Here is a 12,515-nt window from a genome sequence, read left to right as displayed (position 1 = left end):
GAGAGAACCTTTCTTGCAAGACGTGCTAGCGGCAGCAGAGCCAACCCGCCGAGGCCGCTGACCCACCGCCCAATCCCTTCAGCCTACCGCCGCAAAACGCGCCGAATTGGGGCAGCCCCGGAAGCGCAACAGGCCAAAAGCCAGAATTCAATCGATAAACCAAGACCATGACAGAACGAACGCCAAGCCAACGGGTTCTACGGGCCGGGCGTGTGGGAGGGGAAAGGTAGCAGGGGTTAGGGGCGGAGGATTGTACGGAACGTGTGGGAGGTTTTGGACGCGAGTATAAGCGCGGTGATCGATGGTATATTGCGTCCCCCTTTGTGAGATGCGGAAGACGCTAGCGGATCGCCGCCGACCTCGACCCGGATTTCAAGCGGCAACGGCTGTGACAGTCGTCCACTGGATGGGGGCCACCTTCCAAGACGCCCGTCAACGGGATAAATCGCAATACCACATATTTTAGGGCTCACATTTGTGAAAAAAAAGCATATTTGATGCTTAAGTCATGGGCATCAGGGTATTTGGAGGCCAATCATGCTGTTACGCTTCGAGACAGGCAATTTTCTGTCCTTTGCTGGAGTTCAAGAACTTTCCCTTGTGGCAAGCAAGCTCAAGGGCAGGGAAGATGGCCTCATGCCCATTCCGGGGACGCCTGAATTTCAAGCGGTCCCCGCGACTTTGATCTACGGGGCAAATGCTTCAGGTAAAACCAATTTTGTCCGAGCCTTCACCTTTATGCGAAGCGCTATCCTACACTCCCATAGTCAGGGATCCCCTGACGGGGGGGTCCCCAGAAAGCCATTTGCCCTTGATGAAGAGATTCGGATGACCCCCTCGCACTGTGAAGCCGAGTTTGTCGTTGACGGAACGCGCTTTATTTTCGGATTCACTTGCGACGACGAGAGTTTCCTCACCGAATGGCTCTACGCGTTTCCTGAAGGAAAGCGAAGGAAGCTTTATGAGCGGGAAGGAAAAATGGTCACCTTTGGCCAGAGCATGGCTGGCGCGAAGAAAACCCTTGTTGAATTCATGCGAAACAACAGCCTTTTTATTTCCACAGCAACCCAAAACGATCATGAGGAACTCTCAAGAATCGCAACCTTTTTCCGTAACTGTACATATAGCAGTAATCTGGAGGTGTCTGCCGCCAATATTTCGAATACATTCAAGAAAGGGCAAATTGACGCCCGAGCCATCAGCTTTTTGCAGGATACCGGTACGGGGATTGTTGGACTAGAGCAACACGAAAAAGAAATTACGGACGAGGTTAAGAATTTCAACACGGAGTTTCGCTCAGTTCTGCGTAAATATTTAGGGGATGAAATCGCTCCAGACCCTAACACAAATGAAAAAGACGTAGAGATACAGCTAATCCATCAAGGAACAAAAAAAGAATACTCCCTACCACTGCAACAAGAAAGTTCTGGTACCAGACGTCTTCTTATTTTAATAAGCAAGATTCTTAGAGCGTTAGACAAAGGAACGCTAATAATTGTAGACGAACTAGATGCCAGTTTGCATACTCTAGTCGCCGAACAAATAATAGAGCTTTTTACAAACAAAGAATACAATCCACGCGGCGCACAACTTATAGCGACCACTCACGACACCAATTTGCTAGCCTGCGGCCATCTGCGACGAGACCAAATTTGGTTCTGCGAGAAAGACGGCACTGGTTCGTCTCACATCTTCTCGCTTGCCGACTTCAAGCTCAGACCGACTGATAAATTCGGAAAAGGTTATCTCGAAGGGCGTTTTGGGGCCATACCATTCGCCGGCGACCTGAATGCATTAGTGGGTGGCAAAGCATCATGAGCGAGTCACGTCGATTTAGGCCTCTTCGCCGCAAGGTCGAAACAAAAACACCGAAGCCAAGGATTATAATCTATACTGAGGGAGAAAAAACGGAGCGGGATTATTTTGAAGAGATGAGACGCACTTTCCGGAGTGTGGTCGTGGACGTGGAAATAATAGGTGGCGCCGGGGTCCCCCTCACCATCGCCAATGAGGCAGCACTAGCTGCCCGAACGGCGCGACGACAAGGGCGCAACCAATCGTATACTAGGTATGATGAGTTCTGGGCGGTGTTCGATCGAGATGAACATCCCAACGTCACAGAAGCAATTTCGAAGTGCCGAGCCGCCAAGGTCGGGGTGGCATTTTCGGATCCTTGTTTTGAGCTTTGGCTAATTCTTCATTTCCAGGATTTTGATCGACCTGACCATAGGCACGATGTCCAACGGCATCTGGAAACTTTATGCCGCGATTATGACCGCTCAAAACGAAAGACAACCGACTGCACCAAGTTAATGGATCTGATTGTCGAGGCCGAGCAACGAGCCGAGCGGCAACTGGCCAGGCGAAAGGACGAAGGAACCCCACCTGGGCCACCATTTACTACGGTTTACGAGCTAACCCGGCGCATTCGAGTGAGATGAAGTAACGTTCACCTAGCGTGAACCTACTTACTTGCCTCGCTCGCATTGCCCTCCCCCGCCCTTGCCTCCCCCCTCCCCTTGATGTACGCTCATCACAACTCGCTTGAATCCCCTCAATTATCCTTAATTCCCTACCGGAAAACTCACCTTATCCTTTCCGGTAACGTACCTCAAAACTTTCAAGCGAAATCGGAGGAAAGCCTGATGCCCAAGCAAATGACCTTCGGCGTGATCGTCGGAAACCGTGGATTCTTCCCCAGCCATCTGGCCGCCAGCGGCCGCCTGGAGATGATCGCCGCTCTGGAGAAGCAGGGCTATAAGGCGATCGTCGTATCGCCTGAGGAAACCGCCCATGGCGCGGTGGAAACCTACAAGGAAGCCGAGATCTGCGCCGCGCTGTTCAAGAAGCACGCCGCCGAGATCGACGGCATCATCATCACCCTGCCGAACTTCGGTGAAGAGCGCGGCCTTGCCGACGCCCTGCGCCTTGCCAACCTCAACGTGCCCGTGCTGATCCAGGCGACGCCCGACGAAGCCGGCAAGATGGCCATCACCCATCGCCGCGACAGCTTCTGCGGCAAGATGTCGATCTGCAACAATCTGCAGCAGTATGGCATCAAGTATTCGCTGACCACGCTGCACACCGAGGCGCCCGACTCCGCCGAGTTCGAGGCCGACCTCAAGTGGTTCGCCGCCGTCTGCCGCGTTGTCGGTGGCTTCAAGAACCTGCGCGTCGGTGCCGTCGGTGCCCGCCCGGCCGCCTTCAACACCGTGCGCTATTCGGAAAAGCTGCTGGAGCGTTCCGGCATCACCGTTGATACGCTGGACCTCTCCGAAGTGCTCGGCCGCATCGGCAAGCTCAAGGACGATGACGCCTCGGTTCAGGCCAAGCTCGCCGAGATCAAGGCCTATGTGCCCGTCGGCAACACGCCGCACGCCGCCCTCATCAAGATGTCCAAGCTCGGCGCCGTGCTGGACAACTGGGTGGAGACCAACCGCCTCACCATCACGTCCGTGCAGTGCTGGACCAGCATGGAAGAGTTCTTCGGCATCGTGCCCTGCACCGTCATGAGCATGATGAGCCAGAAGCTGCTGCCGTCGGCCTGCGAGGTCGATACGCTCGGCTCGCTGTCGATGTATGCCCTGGGTCTGGCCAGCGAGACGCCGTCGGCGCTGCTCGACTGGAACAACAACTACGGTGGCGACCCCAACAAGGCCGTCTGCTTCCACTGTTCGAACCTGCCCAAGCACTTCTTCAACGAAGGCGTGAAGATGGACTACCAGCAGATCATCGCTGGCACGGTGGGCGCCGAGAACACCCACGGCACGCTGGACGGCAAGGTGAAGTCTGGCGCCATGACCTTCCTGCGTCTGTCGACCGACGACTTCTCGGGCAAGATCAAGGGCTACACCGGCCAGGGCTCGTTCACCGACGATCCGCTGAACACCTTCGGCGGTGCCGGCGTGGTGAACATCCCCAACCTGCAGAAGCTCCTGCGCTACATCTGCGAGAACTCCTTCGAGCACCACGTGGCGACCAACTTCTCCAACTCGGCCGCGGCGGTCACGGAAGCGGCCAGCAAGTACTTGGGCTGGGACATGTACGTCCACGAATGAGCCTGTCCAAAATTCTACTGGGGCGGGTAGCTAGCTTAGAACTCTGCGCTTCCGGTGCTCACGAACATTAAGTTCGCTCCGCTCCGGTTCTCAAGTTCGTTGCTATCTGCCGCACCCCAGCGAATTTTGACTCAGGCTCTGCGTCTCAATTGGCATCAGCGTTTCCGGCGGCACGCGCTGCCGGGAACGTTATCTCCTTGGTTTGGTTGATATGTTCTCGCCCGGAGTTGACAACGGGCGGGCTATAAGTGGAATTTGTTGATCAAGTTTATCGACCCGCCGGAAATTCGCTCAGGCGAGTCGAATAGCGTGGCTTTCGAGAACCGGAGCGGAACGGACTTCGAGCAACTCCAGCAAAAGTGCCCTTGCGGTTTTGCGTCCGGAGTTGCGCCTTAGAAAACAGCCCGTGAGCACGGCAAGCACAGAAAGTCGCGCTAGTCGGCCGCCTGAGTAGAATTTACGTTTCCAGGAGTCCTCATGCGTCCAACCGTCCACGATGTCGCGCGCGCTGCCGGCGTTGGCATTGCCACCGTGGATCGCGTGCTCAACGAACGCCCCGGCGTGCGGCCGGCCACGGCCGAGCGGGTGAAGGCGGCGGTCGACAAGTTGGGCTTCGTGCGCGACGCATCGGCGGCGGCGCTGGCGCGCAAACGCAATCACGCCTTCGTCTTCGTCATTCCCCAAGGCGCCAACGCCTTCATGCGCCGCCTGGAAGCGGAAGCGCGCGAGGCGGGCCAGCGGCTGGCCGGCGAGCGCGTCGAGATCGACGTCGTCTCCGTGCCGCCGTTCGATGGCGATGCGCTGGCGGCGGCGCTGCGTGCGCTCGAACCCGAGAAGGTGGCCGGCGTGGCGCTGGTCGCCACCGAGTCGGCGGCCGTCCGGGCCGAACTCTGCCGCCTCAACGCCGCCAGCATCCCCGTCGTCACCCTGGTGTCGGATGCGCCGCGCTTTCCCCGCCATCGCTATGTCGGCATCGACAACGTGGCGGCCGGCCGCACCGCCGCCAGCCTGATCGGCCAGTTCCTCGCCGGCAAGCCGGGCAAGATCGTCGTCGTCGCCGGCTCCATGCTGGTGCGCGACCACGTCGAGCGCCGCCTCGGCTTCGGCCAGGTGATCAGCACGCAATTCCCGCATCTGAAGGCCACCCTGACGCTGGAAGGCCGCGACGAGCGCGACGCCACGCGCGAGGCGCTCAAGGCCTGCCTCACCCGCGAGGGCGACATCGTCGGCCTCTACAACATCGGCGCCGGCATCGACGGCATTCTCGACGTGCTCTCCGAGCTGCCGGCGGAAGCGCGCCCGGTGGTCGTGGCGCACGAACTCAACGACGACACCCGCGCCGCGCTGGAAGGCGGCCTGATCCACGCCGTCATCAACCAGGACCCCGGCCACGAAATCCGCAGCGCCATCCGCGTGCTCCGCTCGATGATCGAAGGCACGCCGCTGATCGAAGGCCAGGAAGCCATCCGCATCGAGATCTTCCTGAGGGATAATCTGCCGTAGGGTAGCTACTCCTGGGCCAGGGCGCCTAGCCCATCCCTTTGTTCCCTCAACATAAAACAATCGGATAGCGGTTGGAGATCGCTGCCATCATGCTGTCCTCCTCTGCGCAGGCAGAGGATCTCGGGCAGGATGGGGCGCAACGCCGATATAGAGCTCCAAGGACAACGGGCGCCGGATATTTCCCTCATTGCCCTTTTCGGCCTGAGATCCTCTGCCTGCGCAGAGGAGGACAGTTTTATATATTTGAATCAGCAGCTTATCCGTCGTAACGGCAGCCATCCCGGGGGCAAAGCCAACGCCAGGGCGCCAACCTATCCCTTTGTTTCCTCTATATAAAACAGTCGGATAGCGGCTAGAGATCGCTGCCATCATGCTGTCCTCCTCTGCGCAGGCAGAGGATCTCGGGCAGGATGGGGCGCAACGCCGATATCGCGCTCCAAGGACAATGGGCGCCGGATATTTTCCTCATTGCGTCTTTCGGCCTGAGGTTCTCTGCCTGCGCAGAGAATGACAGTTTTATATATAAAACAATTATTTAGATCGACGCCCTACTCCTCGCCGATCACCTTGCTCATGTTGATGCCGGTCACGTGGAAACCGGTCGCTTCATAGACATGCCGGGCGCGGGCATTGTCGCCGGCCACTCTGAGCTTGATCTGCGTGAAGCCCTTGGCTTTGAGGTCACGCTCGAGAAGGCCCATCGCCGCCTTGCCGAGGCCCCGCCCCTGATGGGCGGCGAGGATGTGAAAATCGGTGATGAAGGCCGAGCGCATCGCCGCGTCCGGCTTGTACCAGAGATAGCCGATCAGCTTCTCGGCGGTCGCCGACGGATCGATCAGGCAGATCAGAACCTGACCGGCGGTGCGCACGCCATTGGGCAATCCAGCCTCGATATCTCGCCGGGCCTGCGAGAGCGCCGCCTCCTGCGAGAGCCGATAGTTGGCGGCGATTTCCGCCGCGTAGTCGGCAATGAAATAATCGAGATAGGCGGGATATTCACTGTCCCGCATCGGTCTGAAGGCAATCACATCAAGTCCTGTCTCACTGGCGGCGCTCATGGAGCGGGCCGACCTATCAACCCTGAGCCACCGCGCGGCGCAAGCTGAAATCGCTCGGCGAGTACCGTCCCCGCTTGCCGGGAATCGCCGCGCTCGCTAACTTCGGGGCCAAGGCGTGGCCCGCGCCTCCCCCCTCCATTCGGGGAAGCATTGCACATGCGGGGTGACTGTCACAGGCCGAACCATCTGTTCGAGCGTCGCATGCGGAGGGGTTGCGTTTTGGCTCGTTTCGGAGGTCGCGATGAAACTTTCCGCCCCCATTTTCCAGCTGAAACGCCGCGCCAAGCTGATGGCCAAGGCCGGCAACCTGCCGCTTCATGAAGCCCTCGACACGATCGCCCGTGAGGAAGGCTTTGCCCGCTGGAGCCTTCTGTCCGCCCGGATCGCCACCGGCTCGCTGTCGGAGACCATCCTGTCCCGGCTCGAGACCGGCGACCTGTTGCTGATGGCCGGCCGCCCCGGCCATGGCAAGACGCTGCTCGGCCTGCGACTGCTGCTCGACGCGGCGCGCACCGGCCGCCGCGCCGTGTTGTTCACGCTGGAATTCACTGAGCCGCAGGCGCGTAGCCACCTGCGCCAGCTGGAAAAGCCGCCGCTCGGCGCCGCCGACCAAGTGGAGGTGGTCACCAGCGAGGCGATCAGCGCCGACACCATCATCGCCCACCTCTCGGACGCAGCGCCGGGAACGGTGGCGGTGATCGATTACCTGCAGATCCTCGACCAGCAGCGCAGCAAGCCGACGCTGGCCGACCAGGTGGCGGCGCTCAGCGCCTATGCCCAGAGCACCGGCCTCATCGTCGGCTTCATCTCGCAGATCGACCGCGCCTTCGATCCCGACGCCAAGCGCCTGCCCGATATCGGCGACATCCGCCTGCCCAACCTCGTCGACCTCGGCCTGTTCACCAAGGCCTGCTTCCTGCACAACGGCGAGGCGCAGTTCCAAAACGTGGCGTAATACCAATTCGCGAAGATGCTGACGCATCCGCTCATTGAGCCATTGCCGATTTCTCATTTGCATCAGGGGCATGAGAAATCGGCAAGCAGAATACCAAGAGGCATTTTCAATGCATCTTGGTATACCCCGCGATCGGCCGCCGCGCTGCGGAGCGCATCGCGGCGGCCGCATGCACTATCAGCCCGCCCGCGTCGGCGCCTGAGAAAACCGCGCCTCCAGCGGCTTGAGGTTGTCCGGCCGGGGCGCCGTCAGGATGCCATAGAGCTCCGGTCGCCGGCCGCGCAGCCAGCGTTGGCCGGTGCATTTGTCGAGCAGCGCAAGGTCGAGATCGGCGCTGACCAGGGCGTCCGCCGCCGCGGCGGTTTCGACGATGATCCGGCCGTAGGGGTCGAGGATCATGGCGTTGCCGGTGCGCACTTCGTCCTCGTCCTGGCCGATGCCATTGCTGAAGACGATGAACAGGCCATTGTCGTGGGCGCGGGCCGGCAGCCAGCGCATCAGCCATTGCCGGCCGTTGGGCCCACGGATTTCCGCCGCGATGGCGGCGGGGTCGTCATGCCGGCGCGCCCATGTCTCCAATGGAATGTGCTTCATGCCCAAGGGACTCACCGAGTTGCAGCCACCCGTCTGATGCGGCGCGATCAGCAGCTCGGCCCCCATCAGCGCCGTCGCCCGGGCGTTCTCGACGAGGTTGTTGTCCCAGCAGATCAGAATGCCGGCCCGGATACCCCAGGGCGTGTCGAACACCGTGTAACGGTCGCCGCTTGAAATCAGCCGGTGCTCGAAGGCGTGCAGCTTGCGGTGGCAATGCACCGCGCCATCCGGCAGGCACACCGCATAAGCGTTGTAGAGCGCGCCATCGTCGGCAAGCTCCAGGAAACCGGCGCCGATGGCGATGCCGCGCTGCCGGGCCAGCGCGCCGACTGCGGTGATCGATGGGCCGTCGAGCGGCTCGGCCAGCGCCCGCAGGCCCGCTTCATCCAGCTTCGGCACGTGCCAATAGCCGGTGATGCACATCTCGGGAAACACCACCAGCTGGCTACCCTTCTCCAGCGCCGCCTCGGTGAAGTCGGCGATGCGCGAGAGGTTATAGGCCTTGTCATTGGCGCGGTGCTGGAACTGCGCACTGGAAACCTTGAGCGTCATGGTCGCCCCCCTGTTGAGTGGCCGTGAGCTTGCTCTTGTTGCGTTCCATCTGTAAAATGACAAATTATCCTGAAATTAGTCGGTAATCGAATGGATCTGAAACTCCTGCGCGCCTTCGTCGAACTCGTCGACAGCGGCCATTACGGCAAGGCGGCGGCCAAGCTCTGCGTCACCCAGTCGACGCTGACCAAGCAGATCCAGGCGCTGGAATCTGCCGTCGGCGGCGTGCTGCTCGAGCGCGGCCGGCATGGCGCCAAGCCGACCGCCCTCGGCGAGGTGTTGCTGGCCGAAGCGCGGCCGCTGCTGGCGATGAGCGGCGAGGCCGACGCCCGGTTAAGGCGCGCCAGTGCCGGCCTCACCGGCCAGCTCGACATCGGCTTCGGCATCTCCATGCTGATCGCCGCGCCGGCGCTGATCGCCGGCTTCCGCCAGCTTGTGCCCGATTGTCAGATCACCCTTAACGACATGGCCTCGCGTGAGCAGCACGAACGCCTTCTGGCCAGCCGGCTCGACGTCGGCTTCTGCCGCGCTCCCGAGGCCGGCGGCGACCTCTCCTTCCGCCCCGTCATCACCGAGCATCTGGCGTTGGTGGTGCCGCACGGCGTCGTCCTGCCGCCGCCCGACCGGCTGGATGACTTGAACGCCCTCGGCTTCGTGGCGCTGGCCGCCCGGCGCGGTCCCGGCCTTGACGCACAGATCGCCGCCTGGTGCGCCGGCGCCGGCTTCCGGCCACGCGTCATCCAGCAGGCCGACGACATCCTCACCGTGCACGCCGTGGTGGCCGCCGGCCTCGGCGCGGCGCTCCTGCCCTGGCAGGGTGTCGAGGCGCTGGGCGGCCGCGCGCGCCAACGGCGTCTCACCGGCAACGGCGCCAGTTGGCCGGTCGGCCTCTGCTGGCGCACCGCCGACAGCAACCCGCTGCTGAAAAGATTCGTGGAGCATGTCGGCCAAGCGGCGGGCTCTACTCCACCTTCTCCACCCGCACCGTCACCTCGCCGGGACGGTCGAACATCGTGACGTCACCCGTCACCTCGCCGAGCCAGACGATGCCGGGCGACGGAACGCGGCCCGACCGGTAGTAGATGACGAAGTCGCCATCGCTCCACAGGCCCAGCGTTCCCGGCCTGAAATCGCGCTGACGGGCGACCTCCGGCAACGGCTGAGGCAGCGCGCCGGTCTTCTCCTGCCGCATGTGGTCGCTCATATCGATGGTGAGCGGCAGCATGGCGGCAAGCGCCTTCGCCGCCGCGTTGTCGCTGAGCGTCGCGGTCACGCTGCCCCACTCCGAGGCGATGCGGATCCGTTCGGCCGCAACGGCGGGACCTGAGAGCCCGACAGCCAGCGCCACCGGCAAGCCGAGAGTTTTCTGGATGCCGTTCATGCTGGCTCCGTGATGGGGTTAGGGAAAAGGGGGCGGCTGATTTAAGCCGCTCGCCCTTGTCGTGCTGAGCTCCTCGCCTTCGCGAGGATGACAGAATTATACCGAGGAAAGAGAGCTATAAGCCGTCATCCCCGCGCCGCCGGGATCGGCAATCAGTGATCGGTATCCGTTGGCGTTTGCTCGCGCACTTCCCTGAGAGAGTCCGGATAGATGAAGGAACCCGCCGACAGATGATCGGTGACCTTCTTGGCAGCATTCAGGCTGAAATACTTTGGCCGCGCTAACTTTAAATCGAGCGCTTCGACCGGAAGCGACAACCAGGGAAGCCTTGCTTGGATAGCTTTGGTGATCGGAATTTCCGGTGGCGGCGAAAACCACTGCCACCAGCGCAGTTCTGGCGTCTGCAAGATTTCAAACTCGCTTCGGGCGATCCGCACGCCGGAACCGAAGCTCGCCTCCAGATCGTTCGGATCGATACGCTCCGCCGTCATTGGATCAGCCAGATCCCGAAAGCGGATCAACAGCGGAAGCTGTGCGTTGGACACTGTTGTCTTTGGGTGAGTCCGGATCAGATCGTCAAGGTGCGCGGCCAGTTGATCTTTGCTGCCCTCCCGGGGGAAAAGCCTGAGAGCAAAATCCCACAGAGCTAAGCTTTGATGGGCACGCTCGTAGTCACCCCCTATCGTACAGAAAAGAATACCTCTGTCGCCGAGGTCCACCATGGCGGCTTCGCCCCAGAACATCGTGTAAACTTCTGTCATACTCAAGCCGGCTAGAAAACCATCGTTCGGACCGATGCTGTATTTCGCCACCGTCGAGACAGTTCTTAGCCCTTCCGGCGTCTCTACTTCCATGGTGAAGCGCGCAAATAAGGTGCGCGGCGGGGTGCCGCACCCGGCGAGCAGAAGCGTCACGGCGAGCGTCAGAAGCAGAAAAGCTGCTCTGCCCCGGTCGAATACCCCCTTCGGAAAGGCATACTCTGACATGGCTTTCAGATACCAACGTGCTTGACGACATACAACCTAAGAAAGAAAATACCGAAGAGTCAACACCCTATGTGGTGAGCGGAACCCGTAGCAGACGTAGCGAGCCAAGCGGAAGAACCAAGGCGCCAATATTGGCGTCTCCCGCCGCCCGCCGCATCCTCACTCCGGCTTGTACCCCGGCTTCTTGTAGAGCGTCTCGAGCACCGGCTCGATCTCCGGCCGATACACCGCTGCGGTCCACTGATCGGCCGGCACGTCTTCGATGGCAACGGAAACGGAGCTTTCCTTGCAGCCGGCGCCGTCCATGATCGCCTGTGTCACCAGATCGGCGATGCGCTGCTTCTGCTCCTCGCCCCGTCCCTCGATCATCTTGATGACGACATGCGGCATGGTTTTCTCCTTCGTTGATTACACGCGCAACAGCGCCTTGATCGCCCGCCGCTCGTCCATGGCCTTGTAAGCCTCGGCCACTTGCTCGATCGGCAGTTCCAGGTCGAACACTTTGCCCGGATGGATCTTGCCGGTCCAGACCAGATCGATCAGTTCGGGCAGGAAGCGCCTCACCGGCGCCGGGCCGCCATGCAGGTGAATGTGGGCGAAGAACAGCTCGAAGCCGTCGAGCTTCACCCCATGCGGCACGCCGACGAAGCTGACATGCCCGCCCTTGCGGGCGCTGCGGATCGCCTGCATGAAGGCGCCCTGGGTGCCGACGCATTCGAGCACGCTGTCGGCACCGACGCCGCCGGTCAGCTCCAGGATGCGGGCGACACCGGCGTCATCGCGCTCGGCCACGATGTCGGTGGCGCCGAACTCGCGGGCCAGCGCTTGCCGTGTCGGGTGGCCGCTCATGGCGATGATGCGGCCTGCCCCCTTTAGCTTGGCCGACAGCACGGCGAGCAGGCCGACGGCGCCGTCGCCTACCACCACCACCGTCTTGCCGGGCGCCACCTCGGCCGCCTCGGCGGCGAACCAGCCGGTGCCCATCACGTCGGACAGCGTCAGGAGGTCGGGGATCATCGACGGCGACGGCATGTCGGGCGTCGCTACCAGCGTTCCGTCGGCCAGCGGCACGCGCAGCATGCCGGCCTGGGCGTTGCCCACCAGCTCGCGGTGGACGCAGGACGACTGGTAGCCGATCTGGCAGGCCGGGCAGGTGTTGTCGGAGGCAAAGAACGAGCCGATGACGAACTGTCCCGGCTTCACGGTGGTCACCGCGCTGCCCACTTCGACGACGACGCCGCAATATTCGTGACCCATCCGCGTCGGCTCGTTCACCGGCTGGATGCCGCGATAGGGCCAGAGGTCGGAGCCGCAGACGCAGGTCGCCGACAGGCGGAGAATGGCGTCGGTCGGCTTTTCGATGGTGGGAATGGCAACCGCTTCGAAGCGAACGTCGCGCGGGCCGTGCAGAACCGTGGCTTTCATGAT

The 12,515-nt window shown here is 61.4% G+C and carries 12 protein-coding genes; 6 read left to right on the top strand and 6 right to left on the bottom strand.

Annotation, left to right across the window (positions count from 1 at the left end; translation table 11 throughout):
- The first annotated feature begins 537 nt into the window (after positions 1 to 537).
- The 4 genes from AB6N07_RS07465 (at position 538) to AB6N07_RS07450 (ending at position 5,561) form a co-directional block, all read left to right on the top strand.
- Positions 538 to 1,818, top strand: coding sequence for an ATP/GTP-binding protein (locus AB6N07_RS07465; protein WP_370677173.1), 1,281 nt, complete (start codon positions 538 to 540; stop codon positions 1,816 to 1,818).
- Complete coding sequence (locus AB6N07_RS07460) at positions 1,815 to 2,441, top strand: RloB family protein (protein ID WP_370677172.1); 627 nt, start codon at positions 1,815 to 1,817, stop codon at positions 2,439 to 2,441. Before AB6N07_RS07465 ends, AB6N07_RS07460 begins: the two co-directional genes overlap by 4 nt.
- A 204-nt stretch (positions 2,442 to 2,645) precedes the next feature.
- Positions 2,646 to 4,058, top strand: a complete 1,413-nt coding sequence (locus AB6N07_RS07455; RefSeq protein WP_370677171.1) for an L-fucose/L-arabinose isomerase family protein — start codon at positions 2,646 to 2,648, stop codon at positions 4,056 to 4,058.
- Between the two features lie 477 nt (positions 4,059 to 4,535).
- Positions 4,536 to 5,561, top strand: a complete 1,026-nt coding sequence (locus AB6N07_RS07450) for a LacI family DNA-binding transcriptional regulator (protein WP_370677170.1) — start codon at positions 4,536 to 4,538, stop codon at positions 5,559 to 5,561.
- A 548-nt stretch (positions 5,562 to 6,109) separates the two neighbouring features.
- Here the strand turns inward: AB6N07_RS07450 and AB6N07_RS07445 are convergent.
- On the bottom strand, positions 6,110 to 6,619 hold the full coding sequence (locus AB6N07_RS07445; RefSeq protein ID WP_370677169.1) for a GNAT family N-acetyltransferase: 510 nt from the start codon (positions 6,617 to 6,619) through the stop codon (positions 6,110 to 6,112).
- Between the two features lie 241 nt (positions 6,620 to 6,860).
- Here AB6N07_RS07445 and AB6N07_RS07440 point away from each other — a divergent pair, with 241 nt between their 5' ends.
- A complete protein-coding gene (locus AB6N07_RS07440; RefSeq protein ID WP_370677168.1) occupies positions 6,861 to 7,574 on the top strand; it encodes a DNA helicase in 714 nt (237 codons plus the stop codon).
- Positions 7,575 to 7,751: 177 nt separating this feature from the next.
- On the opposite strand, the gene AB6N07_RS07435 is transcribed toward AB6N07_RS07440, so the two are convergent.
- On the bottom strand, positions 7,752 to 8,720 hold the full coding sequence (locus AB6N07_RS07435) for a nitrilase family protein (protein WP_370677167.1): 969 nt from the start codon (positions 8,718 to 8,720) through the stop codon (positions 7,752 to 7,754).
- A gap of 90 nt (positions 8,721 to 8,810) precedes the next feature.
- Here AB6N07_RS07435 and AB6N07_RS07430 point away from each other — a divergent pair, with 90 nt between their 5' ends.
- Complete coding sequence (locus AB6N07_RS07430) at positions 8,811 to 9,737, top strand: LysR family transcriptional regulator (RefSeq protein ID WP_370677166.1); 927 nt, start codon at positions 8,811 to 8,813, stop codon at positions 9,735 to 9,737.
- On the opposite strand, the gene AB6N07_RS07425 is transcribed toward AB6N07_RS07430, so the two are convergent.
- From AB6N07_RS07425 to AB6N07_RS07410, 4 genes are all read right to left on the bottom strand, one after another.
- Positions 9,682 to 10,101, bottom strand: a complete 420-nt coding sequence (locus tag AB6N07_RS07425) for a cyclophilin-like fold protein (RefSeq protein ID WP_370677165.1) — start codon at positions 10,099 to 10,101, stop codon at positions 9,682 to 9,684. The two genes, AB6N07_RS07430 and AB6N07_RS07425, sit on opposite strands and share 56 nt — an antisense overlap.
- A gap of 152 nt (positions 10,102 to 10,253) precedes the next feature.
- Complete coding sequence (locus AB6N07_RS07420) at positions 10,254 to 11,087, bottom strand: hypothetical protein (protein ID WP_370677164.1); 834 nt, start codon at positions 11,085 to 11,087, stop codon at positions 10,254 to 10,256.
- A gap of 159 nt (positions 11,088 to 11,246) precedes the next feature.
- Complete coding sequence (locus tag AB6N07_RS07415; protein ID WP_370677163.1) at positions 11,247 to 11,477, bottom strand: tautomerase family protein; 231 nt, start codon at positions 11,475 to 11,477, stop codon at positions 11,247 to 11,249.
- An 18-nt stretch (positions 11,478 to 11,495) separates the two neighbouring features.
- Complete coding sequence (locus AB6N07_RS07410) at positions 11,496 to 12,512, bottom strand: zinc-dependent alcohol dehydrogenase family protein (RefSeq protein WP_370677162.1); 1,017 nt, start codon at positions 12,510 to 12,512, stop codon at positions 11,496 to 11,498.
- Between the last annotated feature and the right edge of the window lie 3 nt (positions 12,513 to 12,515).

Origin of the sequence: Pleomorphomonas sp. PLEO (assembly GCF_041320595.1) — a bacterium.
Taxonomy (GTDB): Bacteria; Pseudomonadota; Alphaproteobacteria; order Rhizobiales; family Pleomorphomonadaceae; genus Pleomorphomonas.
Note: the sequence above shows the minus strand (reverse complement) of the source record. Positions and strands in the feature narration are given on the sequence as shown.

Bases quoted from the DNA above. Each gene is read 5' to 3' on its own strand.
- AB6N07_RS07425 (WP_370677165.1), bottom strand. From the start codon at position 10,101: ATGAACGGCATCCAGAAAACTCTCGGCTTGCCGGTGGCGCTGGCTGTC.
- AB6N07_RS07440 (WP_370677168.1), top strand. From the start codon at position 6,861: ATGAAACTTTCCGCCCCCATTTTCCAGCTGAAACGCCGCGCCAAGCTG.
- AB6N07_RS07465 (WP_370677173.1), top strand. From the start codon at position 538: ATGCTGTTACGCTTCGAGACAGGCAATTTTCTGTCCTTTGCTGGAGTT.
- AB6N07_RS07445 (WP_370677169.1), bottom strand. From the start codon at position 6,619: ATGAGCGCCGCCAGTGAGACAGGACTTGATGTGATTGCCTTCAGACCG.
- AB6N07_RS07430 (WP_370677166.1), top strand. From the start codon at position 8,811: ATGGATCTGAAACTCCTGCGCGCCTTCGTCGAACTCGTCGACAGCGGC.
- AB6N07_RS07460 (WP_370677172.1), top strand. From the start codon at position 1,815: ATGAGCGAGTCACGTCGATTTAGGCCTCTTCGCCGCAAGGTCGAAACA.
- AB6N07_RS07415 (WP_370677163.1), bottom strand. From the start codon at position 11,477: ATGCCGCATGTCGTCATCAAGATGATCGAGGGACGGGGCGAGGAGCAG.
- AB6N07_RS07450 (WP_370677170.1), top strand. From the start codon at position 4,536: ATGCGTCCAACCGTCCACGATGTCGCGCGCGCTGCCGGCGTTGGCATT.
- AB6N07_RS07410 (WP_370677162.1), bottom strand. From the start codon at position 12,512: ATGAAAGCCACGGTTCTGCACGGCCCGCGCGACGTTCGCTTCGAAGCG.
- AB6N07_RS07455 (WP_370677171.1), top strand. From the start codon at position 2,646: ATGCCCAAGCAAATGACCTTCGGCGTGATCGTCGGAAACCGTGGATTC.
- AB6N07_RS07420 (WP_370677164.1), bottom strand. From the start codon at position 11,087: ATGTCAGAGTATGCCTTTCCGAAGGGGGTATTCGACCGGGGCAGAGCA.
- AB6N07_RS07435 (WP_370677167.1), bottom strand. From the start codon at position 8,720: ATGACGCTCAAGGTTTCCAGTGCGCAGTTCCAGCACCGCGCCAATGAC.